Origin of the sequence: Pectobacterium zantedeschiae, from assembly GCF_004137795.1 — a bacterium.
Lineage (GTDB): Bacteria > Pseudomonadota > Gammaproteobacteria > Enterobacterales > Enterobacteriaceae > Pectobacterium > Pectobacterium zantedeschiae.
The window spans coordinates 258,974-284,351 of sequence record NZ_NWTM01000001.1 but is presented as its reverse complement, the minus strand read 5'-3'; the positions used below and the strand labels follow the sequence as shown (position 1 = coordinate 284,351).

The window sequence follows — 25,378 nt, the reverse complement described above, 5'->3', positions numbered from 1 at the left end:
TTTCAGCCACGATGCGCATCCGAACCAGTTAACGACGTTACATTATTGTTATCTGACGGCAGGAAATAAATTTTTGTAAGTAAATAAATGAACAACAAAGTAATAACTTTTAAGAAACAAACCACAGAATTATCATGGTAAAAATAAGTTTAGCAGTGTTTTATAAAAGCAAAAGGCACCCGTAGGTGCCTTTGAAATCAGTGATAATGCGCAACGCTATTTCGCTGAATCGATCTCGTCAAGCGAGTCTTCAATCGCGGCAGCATTCGGATTCTGCTGCGGGGTGATTTGCCCATCGCTGGCGAGGAAATCATGCCGCTGGAAATAGGCCTCGCGGATCATAAGGTAAGGATCGGAAGAATTACGCAGCAAACCATCGGAATCCAACAGCTGTGCTCGCGTTTCCAGTCCCTCGATAGCCCATTTGCCCGCCGACATCCAGAACGTCAGATAGCTCAGCATCGGATACAGCGTATCTACTACGCCGCCACCATCTTCACGGGGCGTCACGCTACCGTAGCCAGGAACGACCAGATATGGCCCGTAACCTACGCCATAATTACCCAGCGTGCTACCAAAGCGGCGAGACTCTTCTTTTGCCAGTTTAGGATTCGCCATCGATGCTACATCAATCAGGCCGCCCATCCCGAGCAAGGTATTCAGGAAGAAGCGGTTAAAGTGAATCATCGCTTTATACGGTTTACCTTCAACGAAGTAGTTCACCATCGTCGCAGGCTCTTCCAGGTTGTTGAAGAAGTTGCCCAGCCCGTTACGCGCAGGCGTCGGCACATAATCGCGCCATGCAACAGCCGCCGGACGTACCACATAAGGATCCAGCACGTCGTAGTTGAAGTTGAACATAGTACGGTTAAAGCCTTCAAGCGGATCAGAACGTCCTTCTTGGGCACGATCCCCGGAACTGGCGCAGCCGATCAACAACACGCTGGCAAACACCACCCCACTCAGGCGGTAATTCATATCTGTTCTCCCTGATTTATAGTGTGCTATACCCGTCATACTTCACATTGCGTGTGTGTTAGTTGCGTTCACTCACCCGAATCACTTACTTGAGTAAGCTCATCGGGATTCCTTCACTTACCGCCTGCCCGCAACGCGAATTATTTAGGGTATATACCCGCGACCGAAAATGGGTATTCCCAGCATCAGCTCCAGCCTACCAAGCTGAGCGACAAGGACGGGATATCGGCCAACAGTGTAACATTTTATAGCCCTATCGCTACGTTGGCTTACGCATTACTACATTTTCAGAGGTTTGCCATTTTTTTCTTATGGGGACAACACACGCTGTCGTTACGGCACGCGTTCATGCGTGGACAACAGCACAGTATTTCATTGTTCCGATCACAGCATAGCACTGCCAGCCTAAATCAGTGAGTCATGTGGTGGCGCCCTATGTTGTAAAAACTGACTACGCTTATCATCGAGGCTGTCGGTGTTACCTCCGCAGCATCACCTAAGTGCTAATCAGCACGTTCGTCGAGAGGATCGCTATGAACCCGTCTTCAGAATCCAAGCAAACCCGGAAAGAGAAAGAAAAAGACGTTGCGGTAGAGAGTGAGGAAAGCACGCAGGGAAAAGCGATCAATGTTGACGAAGAGCATTTACCCTCCCCTGCCGCCGCGATCCATGAAGAAATTCGCCAGGAAGGACAGAAGGAACTGGAACGCGATGCGATGGCCTTATTGTGGTCGGCGATTGCGGCAGGAATTTCCATGGGAACCTCATTCATGGCAGTCGGCATGCTCCACAACCATCTGGTTGGCGTGCCTGGCAGCTTTCTGCTGGAGTGTTTCGGTTACACCATTGGCTTTGTGATTGTGATTATGGCACGCCAGCAGTTGTTTACCGAAAACACAGTTACGGCAGTGCTTCCGATCATGCATAAGCCAACGCGCAGCAATTTCTATCTGCTCGGTCGGTTATGGTTCGTCGTTCTGGCAGGCAACCTGATCGGGACAGCCTTAGCCGCCCTTGCCTTTACCTATATGCCCGTTTTTGATGGTGAAACACGAGAGGCATTAGTCGACATCGCGATGAAGGTCATGAAGAATTCACCGACGGAAATGTTCGCCAATGCCGTTGTTTCTGGCTGGATTATTGCCACGCTGGTCTGGATGCTGCCTCGCGCTTACTCAGCCAAACTGTGGATTATCATCATCATGACCTGGATGATTGCTTTCAGTGACCTCACCCATATCGTGGCTGGAGCCTCAGAAATTTTCTATCTTGTGTTCATTGGCCACATACCTTGGCAGGCCTTCATTTGGCCATTTGCCTTACCCACGCTGGCGGGGAATATTATCGGCGGCACCTTTATTTTCGCACTCATCAGCCATGCACAAATTCGCAACGACATGAACAGTTCATCCCACGCCAAACGCCAAAAGGCGTATGAGAATGCTGAAAAAGAACACCGGCAGAAACGCTGATTGCTGACACTTTGAGCAAACGCGCCGTTAAGTGCTTATTCTCAGAGCAAAAATGCGTATAATGGCCGCGCTTCAAGTCTCCATAGTTAAATGGATATAACGAGCCCCTCCTAAGGGCTAGTTGCAGGTTCGATTCCTGCTGGGGACACCAGTCACACTTCTCTCAAGGTCTACTCAAGTCAACCAATCCCAGATATAACAAGCCTCTTAGCTAAATCTCATTATCTCAACGTCTACTACAATCTATTGCAATCAACGGATATGTGGGGGTACATTTGGGGGTATTCCGTGTTCGGTCTAGAGTTGATACCCCCAATGAAACTAAACGCACGACAGGTCGATACAGCCAAACCCAAAGATAAGCCCTACAAGTTAGCTGACGGCGGCGGTTTGTATCTTCTGGTCAATACCAATGGTGCGAGGTACTGGCGTTTAAAGTACCGAGTTGCCGGTAAAGAAAAACTGCTGGCGCTGGGGATATATCCTGATGTCTCTCTGGCCGATGCCCGATCGCTGCGTGATAAAGCGAAAAAATCTCTCGCTGCTGGTGGTGATCCATCGGAGAACAAAAAGGATGAAAAGGAAGCCCGTAAGGCCCAGGTAAAAAACACCTTTAAAGAGATTGCTCTGGAGTGGCACACCAGCAAAGCAAGGAAATGGTCTACAGGTTATGCCAATGAAAATCTGGTACTGCTGACCAACAACGTTTTCCCACAACTTGGTGACAGGCCTATTGCGGAAATTAGGCCGCTAGAGCTGCTGGAAATCCTCAAACGAATAGAAAACCGTGGTGCTACTGAGCAAGCCAGAAAGGTACGCATGCGCTGTTCGGAGGTTTTCCGTTACGCCATTGTCACCGGGCGGGCAACTTATAACCCGGCTCCCGACCTGATCAGCGCCATGCAGGGGCATGAGTCGAAACACCATCCCTTTTTAATCGCGAAAGAGCTACCCGATTTCTTCACCGCGCTATCTGGTTATTCTGGCAGTGTGCTGGTGGTTCTGGCCGCACGCCTGCTAATTCTGACCGGGTTGCGGAACGTTGAATTACGTTGCGCTTCCTGGCAGGAAATTGATACCGAAAATGCGCTATGGGAAATCCCATTAGAACGGATGAAGATGCGCCGCACTCACCTGGTGCCGCTATCCCGCCAAGCTCTGGCTATCGTTGAGCAGATACGGGAAATAACCGGTAAATATCCGCTGATGTTCCCCGGGAGAAATGACCCACGCAAAACAATGAGTGAGGCCAGCATTAACCAGGTATTTAAACGCAGCGGGTATGCGGGAAAAGTTACCTGCCACGGCTTCCGCCATACCATGAGCACAATTCTTCACGAACAGGGCTATAACACTGCATGGATTGAAACCCAGCTTGCCCACGTCGATAAAAACTCAATTCGCGGCACCTATAACCACGCTCAGTATCTGGATGGACGCAGGGAAATGCTCCAGTGGTATGCCGACTATATGGAAGCATTGGAGAACGGCGGAAATGTGGTTCATGGCTCGTTTGGTAAACGTGCGTAACTGGATAGATAGACAGTTGTAGTATACCGCAGTAGACTACTGTAAACGAACAAAGAATAGGCTATGTCTAGGCTGATCCCCGAAACCCCGTACACCTCTGCGGGCTGGCATAGCCGCTAAAATTAGAGGGCGTGAGGTGGCGTCAGTATGCCTGAGGAAAATTTTCTACCATTAGACAGTGATATACCACTCTATCCCGTAGAGGCATTACGTGAAATTGCTAGCTCCGTCAGATGGTCACTTAAACATAAGAAAAGAACCAATGAGCAAATTGAGCATGTTCAAAATTTGATATTTGAACTGATAGAGATTTACTTCAACGAAGAACAGGAAAAAGAAATTCAGCGATTAAGGGATGAAGCTCAAGCTACTTTAATGTACAGCAGATGGAAGGAAGAGCTTGATTTGTATCCTTTTGCGATCCAGCACAACCGTTACGGTGATTCTTTGGGGTTCATCGGTGACTCAAGGGAATTGGATTCACCAAGTTACGAGAATACAGATGAAGTAGACGCTTTATATGAAATCATTGAGTGGCTTAAAGATAATGAAACAGAGGAAGGGTTTGTAGATGCTGAGCCTTTTGAATACTTCTACGCATTAAGCCTCTCCTTAATAGCCGACGCTGTAGTTTTTATTCGCTCACTGGAGAGCAATCAGAATAAAATTGGAACGGTGAAAGTAACTCTTGGCGGGCTACATCCGATAACCAGAGCAGCGATGAAGGCAATGAAAGCCATGGGGTATGGTAATGAACGTAAAACAGAAGATTTATATGAGAGGAAATTAAGTGATTTAAATGAAAAGGTTGAAGAACTTGTAAAGCGAGTAGCTGAACAGAGTAATTATAATTCTGAGGAGGAGAGCAGAAAAAAAGCCAAGATAAAAAAAGCCACGGACTCACGACATAAAAAAAACCGAGAGGCAAAAAATATTGTTTGCGATGATTGGCTTAAAAGTCGCAATAATTTTAAAAGTGCGATGGATGCCGCTGAACATTACAAAGTGTGGCTTGAAGACAAATATTTTTACTATGGCGTGCTGACTGTTAGAAATTGGATTCTAATGCATGCTAAAAAACACCGGGTAAAGTGGTAACCGCTATTGCGCAGGGTGTATGGTCTACTGCGCACACTGTACGCTTTGCGATGTATAGTGGTGGATTATCAAGCATTATTTAGTTGGAATACCTCCTGTTATCTAGCACCGTCTATTAGTGACAACAAACAGAAACAGGGGGAAACATGCCACAGACACTTATCAGAATGTCCGAAACTATGCGCCGCACGGGGTATGGTAAGGCATGGCTATACAAACTCATCTCACAAGAAAGATTCCCGAAGCCTGTAAAAATTGGCTCACGTTCGATCGCTTTCGTTGAGAGCGAAGTTAATGAATGGATTGAGCAGCGTATCTCTGAACGAGATAGCTTATCCGCACGCTGAAGATACAACAGCTATGGGAGGAACGATGCAAAACGATAACATTATTCCCATCAGGGCGGGAGTATCAAATAACACATATCATGCAGATGACAATGATGACCCATCTAATGCTTATATCGAGATGTTCATCAGTTCTCTTGCATATAAAAGGCCAGAAGAAGTTATTGCTGAGATTTTAACTCAAATTGAAATCATTGATGACCATATGCGTTCATTGGTTGTTAATCACAAAGAGATATCCAGAGTGCGAGCGAATTTATATAAGATTTATATTGCATCAAAAGCACTGGAGTCATATTTAGAAAATAAAGGCCAACCGGTGAATCTGGATTTCTAACGTCTCAAACCGAAGAGGTTTATCTCATGAAAAATGAAATGGTCTTCTCTGGCCAGGGGGATTCTCACACCCAAAATCCCGCGACTCAATCGATGCAGTTACCTGTTATTGAATGGCAAGGCGTTCGGGTGGTGACCACAGAGACTCTTGCTAAGGGATATGAAACTGACACTATCCGTATCCAACAAAATCATATCCGTAATGAATCCCGTTTCATTGAAGGCATACACTTTTTTAATCTGAAAGGCACGAAATTACGGGAGTTGAAAAACAGACTATCTTCTAGCGAGTTAGTTGGAAAGCGTGCCCGTAGCCTCGTTCTTTGGACAGAAAAGGGGGCCGCCCGCATGTCTAAAATTGTCGATACGGATGCCGCATGGTCTTTCTTTGAAACCCTTGAAGGCTGTTATTTCTCCCATAAGAAGGAACAACAACAGGTTCTGGCTGTTCCGAATTTTTCCGATCCTGCGGCAGCCGCCCGAGCCTGGGCAGATGAATTTGAAGCAAAGCGTAAGGCCATGGTCATAACGCACCAGCAGGCGGAATACATCGAACAGTTAGAAAAACTGTTTGCGAACGGGCTTTCACCTGTTCAGTTTTGTAAGCGCCTCAATGGTGTTAATTGCAGCAAGGTTAATGCCTACCTTGCTTCTGTCGGGTGGTTATATGACGACAATCCAGAGGGTAATAATGCACGCTGGCGCGTTTATTCCTATGCACGGGATCGTTATCTTACAGAAAAAACCAGCACCATTAGCCCGCCAGCATCAGAAGGGTTTATTGCCTACAACCCGGTGTTATTAAGGAAAGGGGCTGTGTGGATCTATCGACACTATTTGAATGGTGAACTTCCGATGAAGTCGGACTGGAATGGTGAGTTTACCCACGATAAAGATCTGTCAGGAGATAAGCATGCTAGCGCTCAATAAAACAAAGGCGACCATGCCGGGCCGCCTGAGTCACTGCAAAAATCTAAAGCTGTATCAGAATACCAGACAGGTAAACGCATGCAACTGTCCGTTGATTCAATCTTTCGTTTTTTTACGTTGCCGAAATTTGATTTCACGCTGTAAAGCAGAAACCACAAATTGCCCGGTACTCTCGCCTATTTCTTTTAGTTCTTCGACCTCTTTGACGATCTCATGCGGAACACGAGCAGCAAGAGTTTGCGACTTTGCATTAACTGCCTTCGTTGCCATATCTGACTTTCTCCATTTAAGGTGTTTAACAGTATGGCATAAAAAAAGGAGTTGTAAACACTTGAAGTGTTCAACACCTTGCAATAGACTGGTGTTCAACACCTTATCCACGGGTGTTGCACAAAAAGTGAAGCCCGTAGGTGTTGGTAGCACCTACGGGCCTCTAACCAAACCGTTATACGAGGTAACGATCATGGCTACCAAGAATACTATCACAGAAAATGCATTCACCCCTGATGTAAAAAGCTTACCCACCCCATGTGAGACATTCGCCATCATTCATGAAATGGAGTGTCTTCTGTCCATCATACAAAGCATCAATGAAATCACTGATCCACGTAAAAAAAGTTACCTGATTGATGCTGCTGACAGTATCGGTACTCGCATTCTCGATAATCTCAATACTCGTCAGGATTTTGAAGATGATGAGTGCCGCCGAGAAGCAATGGGAGCAGCATCATGACCTCAACGAAACTGATAACTAAAAATTTCCGTTTGAATGCATTGGCTAACCAGTATGCGGCCGCTCTGTATGCAGCTATACGGCGACAGAATAACGGGGACTTCTTCACTATCGAAGCCGCTGGGCAAGCGGTACAAGTGGATATCGTTGGTAATGTTCAAGGCATGCGACAACTGGTGGATAGCTATCTGCTGGAAGCTTTAGAACAGGAATATCGGCAATGGGAAGACGTTGCCATTACTATCTTGGCCGCTTGCATCGAAGGTTCCGCTCTGACCATTCATGGAAGGCAAATCTGGAAAAGCATGGTTGGCGATATGGAACTATCGATAGCGCAGGGAGGCCGAATCAATGCGTAATATCGACCTAATCCGCCATGTATCTAGTGTGGCTCGTGGACATTGGCCTGATGTATTGCCAATGTTGAGGATCGATATACCCCATCACAGGGGAAGCCTTGGCCCCTGCCCCGCATGCGGCGGAACTGACCGCTTTCAGTTCGATGATTTAGAAGGGCGTGGAACATGGCATTGCCGCCACTGTGAAACCGAAGCCGGAGACGGGCTGGCGCTAGTGATGAATGTTCGCCAGTGCTCTGCTACCGAAGCGGCTTTCTCGGTTGCGGATGTGTTGGGTATCGATTACCGGGCAACAGAAACCGATGGTAATACAGCCAGCCAAAGGCAGGAGCAGTTGGACGCAGAGCGGCAACAACGTGAGCATAGGACCGCTGATGAAGCCGTACAGCGCCGGAACGCATTCACCTCAAAGTACCAAGCACTAGCGGTGAAATCCGCACCGGGGGAAAGTGCCTACCTGATGGGTAAAGGGCTTGAAGGGTTCACCTTCCCTATTCTGCCTGACGGAACGCTATTGCTTTCGCTGGTCGATGAATCCGGCGCAGTTGCTGCTGCACAGACCATCACACCAAAGGGTGAAAAGCGGTTGCTCAGTGGGTCAGCAAAGAAAGGCGCATACCATGCCGTTAATGCGCCAGAGCAGCCCGCTACGGTGATTCTTGCTGAAGGATTAGCAACAGCGTTAAGCGTTCACCTGATGCGCCCTGACGCGCTGCTGGTAATCGCCATTGACGCGGGGAACCTCCCCCCCGTCGCACAAGTGATGCGCCAGCAGCACCCACAAGCACAAATCATTATTGCTGCTGATAACGATCACCCTACTGATGACCAACCAAACACCGGGAAAGATGCCGCAGAAAAAGCGGCCGGCGCAGTGGCTGGATGGGTATCACTTCCCCCTACTGACTACAAAGCCGATTGGAATGATTACCACACACAAAACGGGCTGGAAGCCGCCACACAGGCATTTAATGAATCCACATGCCAGCACAAGGGGGAAAGTGTGACCACTCAACTGAAAGCGATTGATGGAGGGAAACCGAGCGGTACCGAACACGATCCACTGAAACCCAGGGTTGAACGCCGCAAAGATGGAGTGTTTTATGTGACTCCGAAACTAGACAATGGTAGCGGAGAGATTATCAACAATGAAAGCTGGCTTTGCTCCTGGTTGAGTGTTGTCGGGATCGGCAGGGATGATAAAGACCAATACCTGATATTACGCTGGCGGGCGATGGGGACGAGTACCGATACTACACAGGCGATCCCCCTGGCTGATATAGGTGAACGTGAAGGCTGGCGAACGCTGAAAAATGGTGGCGTGAATGTCACAACGAAAAGTAGCCTACGGGCAATTTTAGCTGACTGGCTACAGCGCAGCGCCACACATGAAATTTGGCGTATCGCTCATGCTACTGGTTGGCAATGCGGTGCCTACATCATGCCCGATGGTGAAATCATTGGTAAGCCTGATGTGCCTGTCTTATTTAGTGGCCGCAGTTCAGCGGCTGCCGGTTATACCGTCAAGGGCACAGGCGAAAGCTGGCGTAATCATGTTGCCCGGCTGGTAGATGGTAATTACGCCATGATGACAGGCATTGCGGCAGCGCTGGCCGCGCCTCTGATTGGCCTGAGTGGTGCGGATGGGTTCGGTATCCATTTCTATGAACAATCCAGCGCAGGGAAAACCACCACAGCAAACGTGGCAAGTAGTCTCTACGGCGATCCTGATTTGCTGCGCTTGACGTGGTATGGCACCGCGTTGGGACTGACAAACGAAGCAGCAGCCCACAATGACGGGCTAATGCCTTTGGATGAGGTTGGGCAAGGTGCCGATCCTGTCAGCGTCTCACAATCCGCTTACGCGCTGTTTAACGGTGTCGGCAAATTGCAGGGAGCTAAAGAAGGCGGTAACCGGGATCTGAAACGCTGGCGCACGGTGGCTATAAGCACCGGGGAAATGGATCTGGAGACCTTTATCGCCCTTACCGGAAGAAGAACCAAGGCGGGGCAACTCGTGCGCCTGCTGAATATCCCATTGAGCAAAGCTATTCGCTTCCATGAATACAGCAACGGAAAGCAACACGCCGATGCGCTGAAAGACGCCTATCAGAACCACTACGGCGCTGCCGGTCGCGAATGGGTGAAATGGCTAACCGACCACCAGCAACAGGCCATTGACACGGTGAGAGCCGCTGAAATGCGCTGGCGTAGTCTTATTCCTGCCGACTATGGCGAGCAAGTTCACCGCGTGGGGGCAAGGTTTGCCATTCTGGAAGCGGCGCTATTGCTGTCAACTGCCATCACTGGGTGGGACACGCAGAAATGTCGCGACGCCATCCAGCACAGTTATAACGCCTGGTTGCGTGAGTTTGGCACAGGGAACAAAGAGCACCAGCAGATTATCGAGCAGTGCGAAGCGTTTCTAAATGCGTATGGTCTGAGCCGCTACGCGCCAATTGGATATGATGAACGTGATTTGCCTATCCGTGATTTAGCTGGGTATCGTGACCGAGGCAAACACGATGCAGCACCGATGATTTTCTATACCTTCCCGTCTACGTTTGAGGGGGAAATTGCCAAAGGCTTTAACGCTAAACAGTTTGCTAAAATCCTGCGTAGCGCGGGCATGCTGACCCCACCCAACAGCGGGCGCGGTTATCAGCGCAAATCCCCACGGATAGACGGACGGCAGATAAATGTCTATGTCCTCCAATACCGCCCAGAGGATAGCCAGCCAGAATAAAACTCTTTTACATACGTATAAATGGTGTTGGTTCAGTTAGTTTGGTTGGTTCAATATTTAAAACCATCTGTTTTTATTTATTATTTTCCTAAAAATTGAACCAACACCGAACCAACAGAAGGGGATTTTGAACCAGCAACAATAAACAGTTGAGGGGAGAAAACGACTATGACAACACAGATTTCAGCATATGGGCGTCTGGTGGTGGATGTGCAAAGCGTGAACCTAGCGAAACCTAACGGTCGGTGAAAAACGAAAGCCGAATGTTTACAGATTCCCCGAAAACGAAATGGATACGGTCAGCGCGCGGATAACTTTACTACGTGAGAAGATACTGACCTATGTCAAAAATCCGGCATATGAATATCACGGGTACTACAAAGAGGAATTTACTAGGTGCCGTGATAAGGCCGACCAGTGGTGTTGAATTTTTTATAATTTACTTCATAACTAAGAAGCCATAGAAATGGCTATGGTTTATTTGGGAAAACTAAAATGATTAAAGTAACTTATATGCTAGCGAAGCGTGTCGACTTCCCTGGGATCGGGGTTGCCCCCTAATAGAAAAACAATATGGCAGTCTGTTCGAAGCTAATATTCCTGAGGTAGGTCAAGTCATCAGTCTTCAATACGGTACAGATATTGGCCAGATGGGGGCATTTCTTATACGCAAGGTTGAGCGTACCATCTGGAACGAACACGAGAGCTATATGATTTGGGTTGAAGGGGCTTAGGCCGTAGTGATTTGAATACAAGGCTGCTTAGCAAGCAGCCTTTTTATTACCTTTTCCTGATCCATTTTGAGTAAGAAATGCCGTGATTACTCAAACAACAGACCGGAGGTTGCTCACATTAACGTCGCCAAAACGTGCGGGATGTACCTGCTGAAAACTGGCTTAAAAATTAGACTATATAAGAAGGATGGTGAAACAGGGTATCACTGAAACCAGAAGTGAATGCCTACATCGTTCAATCGCTTGCATGCTTTGATCACCCCTCTCTGATTGTCGATGCCGTCTTAAAAAAGGACCGGCGCCAAGCGTTTTGTGAATCACAAGAAGGTCAAAATACCAAATAAAACAAGAAGTTATCGCGACCTTAAGACTCTTTATGGGATGAAGCCTTGTGGATTAGGAGCTACATAAGAGCATCGAGGTGGAAAACAACAACATGCTGAATTGAGGCGTTGTGACGGATAGCTACCAGAAATCGGTGAGTTCGCTAAAGCATCGCAGCTTACTGGGCTCAACCTCCAAAACTTAGGATGTGTAGCTTTGATCTGCACGATTGCAAGCAAGATAGTAGTCCGTTATAACTACGCGTCGTCACCCTAGCCTAGCCAGTGCACATTTGCCCGCCGACCTCTAGCTGCAACAATATTTCAACATATTTATTACTAACTTTCATTGGCCCCATAAAAAATAGTCATAGCCTAGATGGCGAGAGACATCTGTACTTGAGTTGGCATTGCAGCTCGACGCCAGAGCCAAGCGTCAAATTCTCGACGCGAAAGAGAGAGAAGGTCTGCGGCGAAGCAAAAAGACTCACGCAAGAAGTGATAGTCATCATTTTTGACACCAATTGCTTTCGCGAATGTGCGAACGTGACGGTCAACTGCGATGGAGTCAATGCCGACGAGACATCCCATATAATCGACCGTCTTCGGGCCGATACCATTTATGGCTTGAATTGCATCACAGAATTCATTGGATGCCAGACTCAAACGTAAATCCTGTACGTCCTCAATTCCAGCTCTTTGCAAGAAAGCTACTAGCGCCTCGAAACGGCTAACCTTCTCATGATGGCGCCAGTTCAAAAATGTACCTGTTTCTCCGCTCTGAATTAGCGAGACCAATGAGGAAATTGTGACGTGATTCGGATGCATCCGCAGGATAGTCTGCACCCGAGGACGCACAACCGTCATATAATTAAGTCCAGCTTGGAGCACTGAGTCCGCGAGAACGGCTCCGATGTGATCACAGATATCACGTGGGGACCTCACCTCAAAGAGTGCGCCTTGATTTTTCGCATGATTAGCGATGCTACGCGCTACTTGCAAAATCTCGATGGCGGAATTACTCATACTAATTTTGCCTCTTTTAATGCACTCAGGCGCTCAACACAGTTCGGACAAGCACCGCAAGGAAACTGTGCGGACGCCTGGCACGAATAAGTTCGTCCGATAGGAACACCAAGCTCAGCAGCAACCCTAGCTACATCGGCTTTGGACGAATAGCGGAATGGCGAATGAAAGCGAACGGGACCAATGCTTGATGTAAGTTCGTCGAGATTATTCATAAATGCAGCAGTACAGTCAATTTCTTTGGCGTGGTTGCTATTGATGAATCCGGTATAGACATTCAAGATACCGGCAATCTGTGCGCGTGCCGCAGCAGCAGCGAAAAACAGCATTGTCCGATATGGGATGTACAAATCGTCGTCCTTGATATCCTCAGTCCAAAGATCTGCTTCGCGAATTAGCCGCGATTGCGAGCCTCGGAAGATATCAGATATATCAAAGCGCTCAGGCCGTTGCATTTCGGAAGGCAGGACTTCATTTACCCTACTCCACTCAATTTCTACACAATGTTGCCCATAGTCGAAAAAAATCGGTACAACTTCAACACCTTCTGCTGCAAGCTGGTATGCAACAGTTGTTGAGTCTAGGCCACCCGAAGCTAGAAGGAGCACCTTTTTTATCACGATTTGGCCCTCAATTCAGCAATGACACTAAACATACCGTTGAGGCACATATCAAGGCTAGAAGAATATACCGAACTTCCGACAACTACCATCGTGTTCTCATTCTCATGCCGCGGATCATAGGTGATGACCGGCTTACCCATCTCGATTGCCATACCGATTTCCACAAGCGTGCCAGGGTCTCGGTCGAGGGGGACAGCGAAGATTGCGTCACATTCCTTTAGCAGATGGTAATCCATGTGATATGTACAGCGCAGCTCACCACTACTTGCAGGTCGCTTCAACTCTCCATTTTCAAGAACGGGACGACGCACCTTGAAGTTGTGATACACCAGACTTTCAACAGCATGGTCGAGTTCCTGTTTTTCAACATATGAAAAATCTGGACCAGCAAGGTAAATCGAGTAACTCTGTCGGTCATGCCATGGGAGCACTGTCCCTCGGAGTGCTTGCAGTACATCCATCGAAAGGCGGAATTCGCGTTGCAAATCGCGTTTGATGTCGTCTGGAAATGTCGACTGTGAGTACACCGTCGCAGCTTGGCATCCACGCCATGCAGCTTCAATCCACCCCTTGTGAGAGAGGCCTACCATAACGCTCGAATAAACATCTCCAACACCGACTGAGTTAACGGTATTGCCCAACGTTGCTGGTATTTCTTCGACATCGTTATTACGCAAATCAAAAAGCCGACTACCGCCACGATTTTCTTTAAGCAGAAATACGTCTGGCGAAAGTGTCCTCACTACATTTAGAAGTCCACCGATATCGTCTTTTCCAAGTTTCATAAACAATGGGGACGATGTCGAGATAATGACAGCTTGCACGCGCCCGCAGAACTCCTTAAGTGAAGATAGATCCTCAAGGTCATACGCTATATCGAACGAAAACCGTGCGTCTTCAGTAAATGCGTTAGCGAGTACATTGATATCGAATCGACCAGGGAAGACAACGATTTTCTTATAAGCTTCGAGACATGGCAACGGGTCATTAACTTTCACTACTTTGGTATCGCTCATTAGATCTTCGTAGCCTTGGTGCGAAACTTCTGTCACGTCGCCAATAAGGATAACGTTCGGTGCACCTATGACATCACCAAGCCAGATGAAATCTTTACACCCAACCTCATCCAGATAGCGACTGGCTTCATCAACAAGGTATTGAGGGCAGAAAGCTGCTACTGAATAATTTAACCCTGCCGCCCACATCCCCCTTGCAGCATGAGCAATTCCTCCCAAGCGAAGCTTGCACATTACACCACGCTGAGCAAGCGTATAGTCGATAACAAGTTCCCCAACAATTAGAACTGTATCTTTGCAATCCATGATTATCTCGGCACGAAGTCAGCATTTACGGTAGGAACGGGCGAGGCTGCGGAGAAACTCACCAGGCCCACGTAAGTTACACCATCTTCGAGGCATGCTACGAGATAATTGAATGAGGTAGGAAGTGCCCCTACCTTTACACCCTGCATATCCACCGCGAAAACGCGTTTCTTATCGAAAACAATACCAAGTTGATCGCCGACAGCAGGCACATTTCTGAACCGTGAATAAAAATCACTGTTTCCAACATCTTCCAGCACAGTATGAAATGCCTGTTTACATCTATCGACCCCGCTAGCGCCCCCCTCTATGCCAGTCTCATCTCCTACAACCTTCTTAGCTTTTGTACCTGGATAATCTGAAAAATGCCCCGACCCTGAGCTCCCCATCGCATTGCTCCTACGTGGTTAATAAAGCCTTTTCTTATTACGGATTCGCACAGACCGCTCTCCTAACATATAGGTCAGCGCTACCATCAGATCAATAGCAGTTATTATATAATTTTTGTGGGATTTTGTTATCCGGACTTCTTCTTGCTCGCCTGAATTCCCAAACAATAGGCTCTGAATGGACGATGTGCAGATCTGCATATCGGTTACTTCCTGAATCAAATCCTGCGCAGCCTGGGTGCGCAACCACTGAGCGGGAGCTTTGTTTGCTCCCAATCCACTAGCTTGATGAAGCGCGTTCAGGTTAAACCGCCCCTCTGCGTCCGTGGAAATTTCAACGCCAGCGATACGATCTGCAAAGTGAGGTTTTGTGAGGTTGTTGCTGTTGGCGATACCACTGATATCTCGGAATACAATCAATGAAACGTTGTGCATTTTTCTGCTTACCGTTCAGTTTCGTTTTGCGCACTGCGCAATTCTAACGATGCGCAATTTCTTGTGCCCTGGATCTGTTGTAACAAGAGTAAATACACAGTTTGTCGGAGTACTAACGTCAACGATTAACTCTGTCGGGATGCATCTGGAAAAACTGACTTTCAACACCATACGGCAACAGACAGATCTGTCGGAGTAATAATATATTCATCCATCTGTGTGCTCTGTTCCATGTCCATAGATTCAAGCCATTGTAGTGATGCTTCAGTCATCGATGCCAAGCTTTTTAGCTAGAGGTCCCCAATAGGATGCTTCAAGATTGAGCAAGCGCTGGAGTTGGTTTTCAAATGTCGACCATCGCATGTTATCTGGCTTCGGGAAATACGCCGCGTTATTAAACAAGTTATAAGCTGGAGCATAGTCCCCCCATATAGCCGCTCGTTTGCGCCATATTTTTAAGCGCAATCTTCCTAATCTATCTTGGCTTTGGCTGGCGTAATGAAGCCTAAAGCATTTACGGCATGCAACATCAGCATCTGACCAATAAAGCTTTCCCTGTCTCTCCTCGCAATATGGGCATACAAACCACCAGCGTCGGCCATTAAAATGTGTTGCTGTGGTGCTAAGAGTTATCAGTAGCTCTCTGCCAGTTTTGACCCTAGCCCTACAGGTACGAAAGTTGTGCTCTGTTACTACTGGATAAAGCTCTATTGACCGCCCTTGTGAACTAACCCAACGCCATCCAGTATCGCTGAGTGTCACCAGACGTTTAATAGCTTTACCACCCAAGTACGGCAATTCATGCGTATAGTGGCGTTGCTGAGGACTTACCCAAAGGTTCATTATCAGCTCCTGTCTGAAATTAGCCATACGAAATCATATGGGTTTTTAGAGCACAGTTCTGAATCGAAATACCGCACAACCCCAGATACCGCAAGGCTTGCAACTATGTTCTATTGTTAGTCTAATTTAGCATCGTTCGCGTATAAAACTTTTCCTGTTTCCACTGTGCTATGACATGTCTCTGTTGCTCGAAAGCAACTTGTTATTGATCCTTCTTTGTTGACTGTGCACTTTACTCTCTTGCACGACGTAATGCGTCTGTTGGTTGGCCGATGGCACCCTTTCGACCACCAGGGCGCACTGTTCTCGCACTTACCACACTATCTGCGATCACCTGATAGCCGTTCTGCTCATTACCGTGACCATCTGTCCATTGGGTTAGCTGCATATTGCCCGACACGCTCACCATGTCACCTTTTTGATGCTTCGCTAGCGCGTCGGCCTGTTTGCCAAAGGCCGTTACCGCCAGCCAGAAAGTTCCCTCCCCATTATCAGAACGCTGGCAAGGTAGCGATACCGCTATCCGGGCAAAGCTCATGTTGTTGCCGCTGCTGGTGGTACGGCTTTGCACATCAACCACCAAGCGGCCATACGCTGAAATTTGAGCAGTCACTATTCACTCCCATTTGGTTGAACTGGAATACACGTACCACCGAAAATTGCTGTCGAAATAACCACCACTTAGAATTTCATTATTTGCAACAAATACTGTTATCATTTCATTTTATGAAACATAAAGAATTGTATCAATAATGACTAATGAGGTGGTTATGTCTCGACAAGCAACAATGAAGCCTGTGCTTATCAGCAAAGAGCAGATGGTGAAACTGAAGTTAATTCAAGAAGAAGAACAACAGAAATCCCCCTTAGGCATAGCGCCAAGCATCCATGCAATCGCGCGCGGGTTGATCGATAAGGCTCTGAATCTGCCTATGAAGGCCAGTCACTAATACCTGGAGGTTAATTATGCCAACTGTACCGGTAGTGCGCGGTCCTCAAGTCAGTAGCCAGGGATTCTCATCTACACCAGTGGTTAACCGCGCCACACCAGAAATGCTGGGTGGTGGGCTGGCAAACACGATAGATCTCTATGCTCAGGCGTTTGGTGAAGCCAAGCAAAAAGCCGATCTTGCTCAAACCCAAGAGGGTGAGGTTGAGTATCAGGAATTTGCAAATAGTCAGCTTAATGACCCAAGTAACGGCCTGTATACGAAGCAGGGAAAGGATGCTATGCCGCACGGCATTGCCACTATAGGGAACATAAAAGCAAAAGGTGAAGAGATACTAAGCCGAATGCCTGCAGGGGGGATGCGAGATAAATTATCGCTGAACATCAGGCGTATGGATATGCAATACGAGACTCAAGTAAGGTCATACGAGCGCGATCAAACGCAGAAGTATCAGTATGGGCAATTTCAGGGATCGCTTGATCTAGATATTGATGAGTTATCAAAAACCGATTCATCTAACCCTGCTTGGGCTGGTCGGTTTAAGTCGATGACTGAAAACATAAAAGCATTTGGAACCAATCATGGCTGGAGCGATGAGCAGATACAAGCAAAGCTAACAGAAGCAAAGAAAGTCGCCGCTAAACAAAACGTCGAAAACCAGTTAGGTGCTGGTCAGGTTGCTGAATTTTTACAGCGAAATGGTGAGCCATCAGATTCAGGCGGTGGCGTTCGTGTTCCCACAATAAAGGGAGAGGGGCCTAGAGGCCTAAAAAACAACAACCCCGGCAATATTGAATTTAGTGATAAAAACAGTTGGGATGGGCAAACCGGTCATGATGGTAGATTTGTTCAGTTTGCTACACCTGAACATGGTATTCGTGCGCTGGGTAAAAACCTGCTTTCATATAGCCGACAGGGATACCAGACGATTGATCAGATAATCAATCGGTGGGCTCCGCCATCAGAAAATGGTGCAGACGCCACAGCAGCTTACGTTGCCAATGTTTCAAAGGCTATGGGTATTCCAGCAAATACGCCCGTTGACCTTACCGATCCCGCTACGCTTGCGCGAATGACAACAGCTATCACCAGTCATGAAAATAGCGGCAACGTGCCATATACACAGGAGCAGATTGGCTCTGGCATTCAGGCTGCGCTCGGTATTTCAACGCTTCCTGATACTGGACGAAGAGTTACCAGAAGCACTGCATTCTCATTGCTCGATCCGTCTGAGCAAGGTAGATACGTCCGCCAGGCTATGACAATGGAGAATCAGCAGCGTTCGGAGTACCGGGCACAACTTACTGACGTTGTTCAGGACGCCACCGCCTCATACCTGAAAGGTGTTGAGTATCCTAACGCGCCGACGGAAGGAAGGTTCATCCAGGCGTATGGTTACCGTGAAGGGCGACAGCGCTACGAAGACTTTTCAAATATGCGTGTGGCTGGCCAATACATTGGCTCTTTTCGCAACATGCCGACGGCCAGTATCAACCAATATGTGGCTGACCTGAAGGGTAAATTGGGCGAAGGTGAAGGGTTTGCCGGCCGCTCAACGGCATTTGACCACGTTCAGGTAGCAGCTGATCGAGTAATCAGCCTCCGCGAGTCCGACCCCTACCAGGCGGCGGTGGATATGGGAGCGTTTAAACCGATAACCAGCAATAACCCAAACGATATCGCAGCAGAGGTGAAAATTCGTTTTGCAAATTCCGATCAGCTTAAAGCCCTCGGTATAAATGCCCCCCTACTGTCCAAGCAAGAAGCCGCAGGCCTGTCTGAAATGGTTCGTGGTTCAACCAACATCGATCAGTCTGTCAACCTACTGCAAGCCTTTGGGCGCTCTCTTCCGCCACAGGCATTGCGCAGCATTGCTGGTTCAATTGCACCCAATAGCGCCGCCACTGCGTACGCTTCACTGCTACTGGCACCGGAGGATAACCAATACAACAACCGGCAATCGACGATCGCTTATAGCCAGTTCATTAAGTACAAACCCACCATGGACAAGTACGAAGCAGCAAAAGTTATTCTGTTGGGGGATCAGTTAGTCAATCCTACAGAGGCGCAGAAAAAGGCTGGCATGCAACCGGTGATGTTGCCCAGTGACGATAAGTTACGTGAAGCATTCGATTTGGCTGTTGGTAATGCATTTCAATACAACCCGCAGGCGCACCAGATGACCTATAGCGTGTTTAAGTCTGCCTATGCTGGGCTGGCATATTCATCTGGAAAAGAAAGTGATATGAGTTCCAAGGCCGTAACTTCCAACCTTTCAGATCAAGCAGTGCAGTATGCCACCGGCGGTGTTTATAAAAGCTTCAACGGCGGCGACGTGGTGATGCCTTTTGGCATGGATAAGAGCACATTCAAAGATCGCTTCCATGGTGCAGCGCGTGGCGTGTTTTCTGAAGCGGGGTTGAATCCTGGCGCTGTCGGCAATTTCCGTCCAGTTAACGTTGGTGACAATCAATATCGCATGGTGGCTGGAAGTGGCCGCTGGGCGCTAAATCCCCGTACAGGTGATTATATTGTCGTGAGGGTTCAATAATGGCTGATATTTTCTCACTGGCACCAGAGGGGCTGGCGTGGACAGATAATGCGGCACAAAACAAAGCTGCCCGGCCAGAAGATTATGAGCCTGGGTTTATGGCAGGTTCGATCTCCGCTTTACCGCGCGGGATTGCTGAAGGTGCTATCGGAGTGTTGCAGTCCGGTGTAGCCGCAGACCAGAAACTGATTAGTGATCCCAAATACTTGCAGGAATTCATTCCTACCTATGGCGCGTTCAAGGCACTCTTTCCGGAAGCCGATCAGCGAATTACAGCAGCTTATGATTCCACCAGCAAGGCGCTGGAGCGAGCGCGTGAATACATAAAGCCAGAACCTGGCACACAGGGAACAGCGGCGCAAGTGATTGATGGTCTTGGTCAATTCGTACCAGCCATGGCTATTTCTGTTTTTGCTGGCCCGGCTGCTGGCGGAGTTACAGCATTTGGCAGCACCTACGAGCCATCGCGCCAAGAATTTCTGTCAAAAGGAGTTGATCCTGAGACGGCGAACACGTTAGCGCTAGAACAGGGAGCAGCAAACGCCGCGGGCATGGCGTTGCCTGCTGGTGTTGGCGGTAGGCTATTAACCCGACTGGCATCAGGTATAGGCATTAATACTGGCTTTGGTGCCGCTAGCCGGTTTGCTGTCAGCGACACACTGGAGGATAACGGCTACTCAGATCTAGCGAAGCAATACCAGGCATGGGATAAACAGGCGTTGCTGGTGGATGGTGTACTGGGAGCAGCTTTTGGTGGCTTTTACCACTGGACGGCCGGAAAAAATCCGCAACCCGTTAATCGTAATGATTATTCACAAGAGTCCTTGCAACAATTTTTTGGGGATAATTATACGCTATCAGATGAAATGGCAACCGAATCACTGGTAAAGCAACTTTCAGATAATGGAGTCATTAATATCATCCGAGATGAAAACTCCGCTCAAGGATATACATCTAGTGAGGACGGGGTGATCACTCTTAATCTAGCGGCCATTGAAGATGGCGGCAGCTTGGCTTACACATTAAGTCATGAAGCGTTCCATTCTGAGATTGGCAGATATAGTTCTAAGAAATACCAGAGGCTACTTTATGCGATAACTAATGCTAGTGATCGCGCTGAATCTGGTAGCGTGATTGGAGATTCCCGAAAGATAGTTTCTGAGCTATCGGAGTCTGGAGAATTTGAAAGTGCACCAAACCCTAATGCACTGGCTGCCGAAGAAACAGGGGCATATTCTGCTGGCCTTTACGAAGATCTATCTCCTTCTGATGTCAATCAATGGCGAGAATTTACGGGTAAGATTAAAGCTGGAATATATAGAACCACGGGCATTCAACTCGGCGAGGTGACTGCCGAACAGTTGAATGCTATGGCTAAAAAACGCTTGTCTGGCTTATCTCTTGAGGCTTCTGTAATCGATGCGTTCGGTGCAAAGCCTAGGTCCAGCACTGGTGACGATGCACTGCTGCCGGGTGAGCAGCAGCCGATCACCACCCAGGCAGCGCCTGGCACTACAGCAGAGCCAACCTATGAAGGCCGGATTGCCGAACTGCAAAATATGTCCGGTCAACTGATGAGCCGAGGTGATCGAAAAGTTTGGCAGTCGGAAATTGTTAACAGTGAGAGGGTGATTACCAGGCTAGAGGCCGAAGATACGGCTATCCGTGATGCAGCGCCGACTGGTAGTTCAGGGGCAAATCGCCGCTACTATGAAGCCAATCAAGGCAAGTTGGATGAAATTAGTAGTCAGTTGGATGGCGCGCGCCAGCGTTTACAGGAAGCACAGGAAACACTAGCTCCACATCAGCCTAACGGACAATTTTATGAAGCAAAGGCCGATCTTTCTCGCTTAGAGCAAGGAATAATCCCCGAAAGCATGCGCGGACTTGTACGAGAAACCGACATCCGTCCAAGCGATGTGGATGCGGCGCACGTGATGAATGAGGGGCTTCATTATGATATTGAATCTGCACCAGTGGCGCATGGCAGTATCGAAAGCGTAAACGCCCATGTAGCTGCCATGGATCAGGCGGCAGCACAACTGATGCGTGGCGATTCCGTCAATGTGGATCAGCAAATCCGAGGCCTTGACGGTGTGATGAAACCGGATGCAATCGAGCAAGGGAGGCAACAGCGTGCTGCCATGGAAGAAGCTTTTAAGGAAAACGGTGTTGCTTATTCACCGCCGCGCGAAGAGCCCTCCCAGACGCCGGAACCACGCCAGAGCAGTGCGTTTGCTGGCACCGCCGAAGACGGTGCCAGGCAGGTGAGCACCGATCCAGATACCGGCACGGTTATTTCCAGCAACAGCTATGACCTGATGGCGGCGCGTGACATGTCACAAAGCAATCCCGACATTAACGTCTTGCACCCAGACACCGGCGAAATGGTGCCGTTATCCAAAGCGCTGGCGGATATGGACGAGCAGATCGCCCAGGTACAGAAAGAATCTCGCGTTTACAGTGTGGCCGCAGCCTGCTTCTTGAGGAGTTCATAATGAAACAACAGTGCATTGACGCAATCACCCAGACGCTGGGCCGCAAGCCATTGGCTACCGAACTGAAAAACATCGAAGACCGGATCCGCGAGGCGGTGCAGCAGGTATCCCGCATGAACGCCCGCGCCGGAAAATCAGGCATGCCAACGGCTGACGTATACCGGCAGGCGGCCGATAATGTTGCCGCACGCGTCGTGCATGACGCTTTCAAGAAGCGCCAGCGCCTGGCACAGAATGCGATCGCCATCAACAATATAACCGAGACGCTGAACCGCGTTGTGCCAGAAAACGAGCAAACGCCGGCCAATTTGGCGCAGTTTATTTTCTCTGGCCGCCGAATGCGAGACGGTAAAGAGGTTGATGTAACGTCAGCGGAAGAGCTGGCCACGGGTGCCTATCAGGATTGGACACGCCAACTTAGCTCACAGATGATGGAGGCAGGCTCGGAGGTACAGAAATTTTTTCATCAGTCCCAAGCGTTGGGCGAACAGCGCTTACGCAACTACCTTCCGTTCAACCATGCCGCTGCCAAATCTGGGCAGTTGCAGATCCTGAAAGAATTGTACGGCGAGGATAGCGGCAACCCCGCAGCCAAGAAGGTGGCAAAAATTTGGGGTGATATTACCAGTCGAGCCCGGCAGGAAATGAATGATTCAGGTTTTGATATTGGTCTGCGTGATGATTGGCACCTGCCTTATGCCGATGATGCCGATTTAATCCGTGCTGCCGGACGTGATAAATGGCTGGCATCTCTGCCACCAGCAGAACGCACCGCAGCGATTTCGTTTGGCCGCATGCCACCGGCAGACTTTGCCCGCCGGGCGTGGGTTGATGATGTTTGGAATACTCAAGAGCGTTCGCAGTTCGTAAACCCTGATGGAACCCAAATGAACGATATTGAGTACCGCCAAGCGTTGGAGTCCATCTTTGAAAGCAAGGCAACGGATGGGGCTCAGAAGATTGAACCAGGTGCATTAGCCGGTTCCGGTGGCATTAAAAACCGTGGCTCACAAAGCCGCGTGATGGCGTTCAAAGATGCGACCAGCCATTTCGGATACATGGAGCGCTACACCAAACAACCTGTGGCTGGCGTGATGATGGGACACCTGCAATCTTCATCGCGTGATCTGGGCGTAGCTAAAGCCTTCGGCCCCGATGCTGCCAATAACTTCCGTCTGGTGGTTGATCGTATTTACCAGCACAGCGTGGCGATCGATGGCGCAGGGCTGCCGACCAAAGATATGCAATCGCAGCGCGCCATGGTTGAGCGCATGTTTGACTCAATGGCTGGCCTTAATGGTGTGCAAAGCTCCGGCGTGTTCTCGTCTGCTATTGGCGGCCTGCGCAACCTGATGACTTCTGCCATGCTCGGCACCAGTGTATTCACCGCCACATCTGATCAGGCCATTATGCGCGCTACCGCGCAGGCGCTGGGCTTTGACCGTAACGGCATGCGCCTATCGGCTAATACACTGCGTAACCTGTTCAGCGGTGACGCAAGACGCGCCAACGCCGATCTGGGACTGCTGGTGGATACCCATGCGGCTGTGGTATCGAAAATGGGTGGTTTCGACCTGACGCGGGGCATCACGGGATGGTTCGCGGAGAAAACGCTTAAATGGTCTGGCCTGGTAGCGATGGACAGGGCTAACAAGGCAGCATTTGGCTTGCTGATGTACAAAAATGTGGGCAATTTAACCCGCCAGCATGCCACTCTAGATGCACTGAAAGGTTCAGACAAAACTATTCTCGCCAACAAGGGATGGACATCGCAGGATTGGGCGATCATGAATGCGGCAGAGTTGCGGCCACTGACGCCTAACGGTCATATGGGTATGACGCCAGATGCTATCTATGCAGTGCCCGATGCTAAAATCATGGATATCCTAGCCGACAAAATAAACGATGTGCGCGCCGGTGCAGACCAAGCGCTTTCCAGTATGGGTGAAATGAGCGAAACCCGAGCAAGGAATTTGCGCCAAGCATTCGAAGCAGAGACAGAGCAAACCATCGCACGTATGATTCGTAATGCTCGCGCAGAAGCAGCCCAAAAACTGCTGGGGATCACCCACGGTGAAATGACCAGTGCGGTGACTACCGCAACCGGTATCGATACCTATGCTCGTGACACCGCTGGCGAACTGACCCGCAGCTTCATGCTATTCAAAACTACCCCGTTTGCAGGTTTTCGCCAGATGGTTACTCGTGCACAAGACCTCGATCGCGTACCGGCATTAAAGTTTCTAGCAGGGTATATTGCTGGTACTACTCTGGCTGGCATGTTCGCCAACCAGATGAATGCATTACTAACCGGGAATGACCCTATCGACATGACCACCGGCAAGGCGTGGGTACAAGCCCTGCTGAAAGGTGGTTCATTTGGCATTTATGGCGACTTTCTGCTGCAAGACCAAACACAGTACGGATCAAGTATTGCAGGCGTTATTGGAGGCCCTGTGCTTGGGTTTGCTGAACAGATAATGAAGCTGCTGATAACCAACCCACAAAAAGCACTGATGGGTGAGGATACATCTTTTGGTGCTGATGCCATTAAGACCGCACGCATGATCACGCCATTTGCTAATCTGTGGTATACAAAGGCGGTAACAAATCACCTGATCTTGCAGCAACTGCAAGAGATGGCAAATCCTGGCTACAACGACCGTGTACGTGATCGCGCACGCAACCAATACGATGTAACCAGTTGGTGGAATCCGGGCGACATGGCACCACGCCGCGCGCCTGATTGGGGTAAGGCGGTAGGAGAATGATAAATAAAGTTAGAAAGGTAATTGTAGCGATATATGTGATATGCCTTTTCATTGCGATTATTTCGGTTGTTGATCGCGACTTCCGTTTAATAAGATACGGAAATCTAGAAGATGTATTCCCTTGGATTTTCATGCTGTTATCATCTGTCGTATCTATATATTTTATAGGGTATAGATTTGATAGCGGAAGCGAAAAGAAGGACAACGAAGACGGCCTGATCTCGCTATGGTGGAAAAGGAAACGGATGGAAGAGAAAAAACGGATATCTGAACTTTCGGGCGATAAATAGCACGCCATCGAGCGGGAGGCTCCTTATTCCCTAGTTCTGCCGAGGTGAAACCATTTTGACCATGACATGTCTCAATAAACGATGGCCGCTGCAA

Annotated in this window: 23 protein-coding genes and 1 tRNA gene; 15 read left to right on the top strand and 9 right to left on the bottom strand. The window is 48.7% G+C overall.

Going from position 1 to position 25,378, the window contains the following annotated elements; genetic code table 11:
* Positions 1 to 216: 216 nt before the first annotated feature.
* The gene (mlaA, locus tag CLR69_RS01335; RefSeq protein ID WP_129705442.1) at positions 217 to 978 is read right to left on the bottom strand and encodes a phospholipid-binding lipoprotein MlaA; all 762 of its coding nucleotides are present in this window, start codon (positions 976 to 978) and stop codon (positions 217 to 219) included.
* A gap of 533 nt (positions 979 to 1,511) precedes the next feature.
* On the opposite strand from mlaA, the gene CLR69_RS01330 reads away from it, so the two are divergent.
* The 7 genes from CLR69_RS01330 (at position 1,512) to CLR69_RS01300 (ending at position 6,691) form a co-directional block, all read left to right on the top strand.
* A complete protein-coding gene (locus CLR69_RS01330) occupies positions 1,512 to 2,450 on the top strand; it encodes a formate/nitrite transporter family protein (RefSeq protein ID WP_129711853.1) in 939 nt (312 codons plus the stop codon).
* 76 nt (positions 2,451 to 2,526) lie between these two features.
* Positions 2,527 to 2,601 (top strand) — tRNA-Arg (locus CLR69_RS01325).
* Positions 2,602 to 2,765: 164 nt separating this feature from the next.
* Positions 2,766 to 3,980, top strand: coding sequence for a tyrosine-type recombinase/integrase (locus tag CLR69_RS01320; RefSeq protein WP_129711854.1), 1,215 nt, complete (start codon positions 2,766 to 2,768; stop codon positions 3,978 to 3,980).
* A 147-nt stretch (positions 3,981 to 4,127) separates the two neighbouring features.
* Entirely contained in the window at positions 4,128 to 5,078 is a 951-nt protein-coding gene (locus CLR69_RS01315; RefSeq protein ID WP_129711855.1) for a hypothetical protein, read from the top strand.
* Between the two features lie 146 nt (positions 5,079 to 5,224).
* Positions 5,225 to 5,425, top strand: a complete 201-nt coding sequence (locus tag CLR69_RS01310; protein WP_129711856.1) for a helix-turn-helix transcriptional regulator — start codon at positions 5,225 to 5,227, stop codon at positions 5,423 to 5,425.
* A complete protein-coding gene (locus CLR69_RS01305; protein ID WP_165345958.1) occupies positions 5,373 to 5,762 on the top strand; it encodes a hypothetical protein in 390 nt (129 codons plus the stop codon). Before CLR69_RS01310 ends, CLR69_RS01305 begins: the two co-directional genes overlap by 53 nt.
* Positions 5,763 to 5,788: 26 nt before the next feature.
* A complete protein-coding gene (locus CLR69_RS01300) occupies positions 5,789 to 6,691 on the top strand; it encodes an ORF6N domain-containing protein (RefSeq protein ID WP_129711858.1) in 903 nt (300 codons plus the stop codon).
* 96 nt (positions 6,692 to 6,787) lie between these two features.
* On the opposite strand, the gene CLR69_RS22810 is transcribed toward CLR69_RS01300, so the two are convergent.
* Positions 6,788 to 6,961 (bottom strand): YlcI/YnfO family protein, encoded by a 174-nt coding sequence (locus CLR69_RS22810; protein ID WP_165345964.1) that lies wholly within the window; start codon positions 6,959 to 6,961, stop codon positions 6,788 to 6,790.
* Between the two features lie 193 nt (positions 6,962 to 7,154).
* Here CLR69_RS22810 and CLR69_RS01295 point away from each other — a divergent pair, with 193 nt between their 5' ends.
* The 4 genes from CLR69_RS01295 to CLR69_RS23270 all read left to right on the top strand — a co-directional run bounded on the left by CLR69_RS01295 (position 7,155) and on the right by CLR69_RS23270 (position 11,607).
* Positions 7,155 to 7,424 carry a hypothetical protein gene (locus tag CLR69_RS01295; RefSeq protein ID WP_129711859.1) on the top strand — a complete coding sequence of 90 codons (270 nt, stop codon included), beginning with the start codon at positions 7,155 to 7,157 and terminating at the stop codon, positions 7,422 to 7,424.
* Between the two features lie 11 nt (positions 7,425 to 7,435).
* The gene (locus CLR69_RS01290) at positions 7,436 to 7,783 is read left to right on the top strand and encodes a hypothetical protein (protein ID WP_129712053.1); all 348 of its coding nucleotides are present in this window, start codon (positions 7,436 to 7,438) and stop codon (positions 7,781 to 7,783) included.
* Positions 7,776 to 10,529, top strand: a complete 2,754-nt coding sequence (locus CLR69_RS01285; protein WP_129711860.1) for a TOPRIM and DUF927 domain-containing protein — start codon at positions 7,776 to 7,778, stop codon at positions 10,527 to 10,529. The genes CLR69_RS01290 and CLR69_RS01285 overlap by 8 nt, the downstream gene beginning before the upstream one ends.
* Before the next feature lie 940 nt (positions 10,530 to 11,469).
* Positions 11,470 to 11,607, top strand: coding sequence for a DUF2280 domain-containing protein (locus tag CLR69_RS23270; protein WP_129712054.1), 138 nt, complete (start codon positions 11,470 to 11,472; stop codon positions 11,605 to 11,607).
* 354 nt (positions 11,608 to 11,961) lie between these two features.
* Here the strand turns inward: CLR69_RS23270 and CLR69_RS01275 are convergent, their stop codons facing one another.
* From CLR69_RS01275 to CLR69_RS01245, 7 genes are all read right to left on the bottom strand, one after another.
* Entirely contained in the window at positions 11,962 to 12,612 is a 651-nt protein-coding gene (locus tag CLR69_RS01275; RefSeq protein WP_086872873.1) for an HhH-GDP family DNA glycosylase, read from the bottom strand.
* A complete protein-coding gene (locus tag CLR69_RS01270) occupies positions 12,609 to 13,232 on the bottom strand; it encodes a 7-cyano-7-deazaguanine synthase (protein WP_242451517.1) in 624 nt (207 codons plus the stop codon). Before CLR69_RS01270 ends, CLR69_RS01275 begins: the two co-directional genes overlap by 4 nt.
* On the bottom strand, positions 13,229 to 14,557 hold the full coding sequence (locus CLR69_RS01265; RefSeq protein WP_129711861.1) for a nucleoside 2-deoxyribosyltransferase: 1,329 nt from the start codon (positions 14,555 to 14,557) through the stop codon (positions 13,229 to 13,231). Before CLR69_RS01265 ends, CLR69_RS01270 begins: the two co-directional genes overlap by 4 nt.
* A 2-nt stretch (positions 14,558 to 14,559) precedes the next feature.
* Positions 14,560 to 14,946, bottom strand: a complete 387-nt coding sequence (locus CLR69_RS01260) for a hypothetical protein (RefSeq protein WP_197730526.1) — start codon at positions 14,944 to 14,946, stop codon at positions 14,560 to 14,562.
* A gap of 18 nt (positions 14,947 to 14,964) precedes the next feature.
* Positions 14,965 to 15,381, bottom strand: coding sequence for a KilA-N domain-containing protein (locus CLR69_RS01255; protein ID WP_129711862.1), 417 nt, complete (start codon positions 15,379 to 15,381; stop codon positions 14,965 to 14,967).
* A 264-nt stretch (positions 15,382 to 15,645) separates the two neighbouring features.
* Complete coding sequence (locus CLR69_RS01250) at positions 15,646 to 16,224, bottom strand: hypothetical protein (protein WP_129711863.1); 579 nt, start codon at positions 16,222 to 16,224, stop codon at positions 15,646 to 15,648.
* 232 nt (positions 16,225 to 16,456) lie between these two features.
* Positions 16,457 to 16,837, bottom strand: coding sequence for a single-stranded DNA-binding protein (locus CLR69_RS01245; protein WP_129711864.1), 381 nt, complete (start codon positions 16,835 to 16,837; stop codon positions 16,457 to 16,459).
* Between the two features lie 157 nt (positions 16,838 to 16,994).
* Between CLR69_RS01245 and CLR69_RS01240 the strand changes: the two genes are divergently transcribed.
* Genes CLR69_RS01240 through CLR69_RS01225 form a run of 4 tightly spaced genes read left to right on the top strand, consistent with a single transcriptional unit; the run spans position 16,995 to position 24,994 of the window.
* Entirely contained in the window at positions 16,995 to 17,174 is a 180-nt protein-coding gene (locus CLR69_RS01240; protein ID WP_129711865.1) for a hypothetical protein, read from the top strand.
* A gap of 16 nt (positions 17,175 to 17,190) precedes the next feature.
* Positions 17,191 to 19,725: a hypothetical protein gene (locus CLR69_RS01235; protein WP_129711866.1), complete on the top strand. Its 2,535-nt coding sequence runs from the start codon at positions 17,191 to 17,193 to the stop codon at positions 19,723 to 19,725.
* Positions 19,725 to 22,223 carry a hypothetical protein gene (locus tag CLR69_RS01230; protein WP_129711867.1) on the top strand — a complete coding sequence of 833 codons (2,499 nt, stop codon included), beginning with the start codon at positions 19,725 to 19,727 and terminating at the stop codon, positions 22,221 to 22,223. Before CLR69_RS01235 ends, CLR69_RS01230 begins: the two co-directional genes overlap by 1 nt.
* Positions 22,223 to 24,994, top strand: coding sequence for a hypothetical protein (locus CLR69_RS01225; RefSeq protein ID WP_129711868.1), 2,772 nt, complete (start codon positions 22,223 to 22,225; stop codon positions 24,992 to 24,994). The genes CLR69_RS01230 and CLR69_RS01225 overlap by 1 nt, the downstream gene beginning before the upstream one ends.
* Positions 24,995 to 25,378: the final 384 nt, after the last annotated feature.

Coding starts and splice junctions, on each gene's coding strand:
- mlaA (WP_129705442.1), bottom strand. CDS start 978: ATGAATTACCGCCTGAGTGGGGTGGTGTTTGCCAGCGTGTTGTTGATC.
- CLR69_RS01330 (WP_129711853.1), top strand. CDS start 1,512: ATGAACCCGTCTTCAGAATCCAAGCAAACCCGGAAAGAGAAAGAAAAA.
- CLR69_RS01320 (WP_129711854.1), top strand. CDS start 2,766: ATGAAACTAAACGCACGACAGGTCGATACAGCCAAACCCAAAGATAAG.
- CLR69_RS01315 (WP_129711855.1), top strand. CDS start 4,128: ATGCCTGAGGAAAATTTTCTACCATTAGACAGTGATATACCACTCTAT.
- CLR69_RS01310 (WP_129711856.1), top strand. CDS start 5,225: ATGCCACAGACACTTATCAGAATGTCCGAAACTATGCGCCGCACGGGG.
- CLR69_RS01305 (WP_165345958.1), top strand. CDS start 5,373: ATGAATGGATTGAGCAGCGTATCTCTGAACGAGATAGCTTATCCGCAC.
- CLR69_RS01300 (WP_129711858.1), top strand. CDS start 5,789: ATGAAAAATGAAATGGTCTTCTCTGGCCAGGGGGATTCTCACACCCAA.
- CLR69_RS22810 (WP_165345964.1), bottom strand. CDS start 6,961: ATGGCAACGAAGGCAGTTAATGCAAAGTCGCAAACTCTTGCTGCTCGT.
- CLR69_RS01295 (WP_129711859.1), top strand. CDS start 7,155: ATGGCTACCAAGAATACTATCACAGAAAATGCATTCACCCCTGATGTA.
- CLR69_RS01285 (WP_129711860.1), top strand. CDS start 7,776: ATGCGTAATATCGACCTAATCCGCCATGTATCTAGTGTGGCTCGTGGA.
- CLR69_RS01275 (WP_086872873.1), bottom strand. CDS start 12,612: ATGAGTAATTCCGCCATCGAGATTTTGCAAGTAGCGCGTAGCATCGCT.
- CLR69_RS01265 (WP_129711861.1), bottom strand. CDS start 14,557: ATGGATTGCAAAGATACAGTTCTAATTGTTGGGGAACTTGTTATCGAC.
- CLR69_RS01260 (WP_197730526.1), bottom strand. CDS start 14,946: ATGGGGAGCTCAGGGTCGGGGCATTTTTCAGATTATCCAGGTACAAAA.
- CLR69_RS01255 (WP_129711862.1), bottom strand. CDS start 15,381: ATGCACAACGTTTCATTGATTGTATTCCGAGATATCAGTGGTATCGCC.
- CLR69_RS01250 (WP_129711863.1), bottom strand. CDS start 16,224: ATGAACCTTTGGGTAAGTCCTCAGCAACGCCACTATACGCATGAATTG.
- CLR69_RS01240 (WP_129711865.1), top strand. CDS start 16,995: ATGTCTCGACAAGCAACAATGAAGCCTGTGCTTATCAGCAAAGAGCAG.
- CLR69_RS01235 (WP_129711866.1), top strand. CDS start 17,191: ATGCCAACTGTACCGGTAGTGCGCGGTCCTCAAGTCAGTAGCCAGGGA.
- CLR69_RS01230 (WP_129711867.1), top strand. CDS start 19,725: ATGGCTGATATTTTCTCACTGGCACCAGAGGGGCTGGCGTGGACAGAT.
- CLR69_RS01225 (WP_129711868.1), top strand. CDS start 22,223: ATGAAACAACAGTGCATTGACGCAATCACCCAGACGCTGGGCCGCAAG.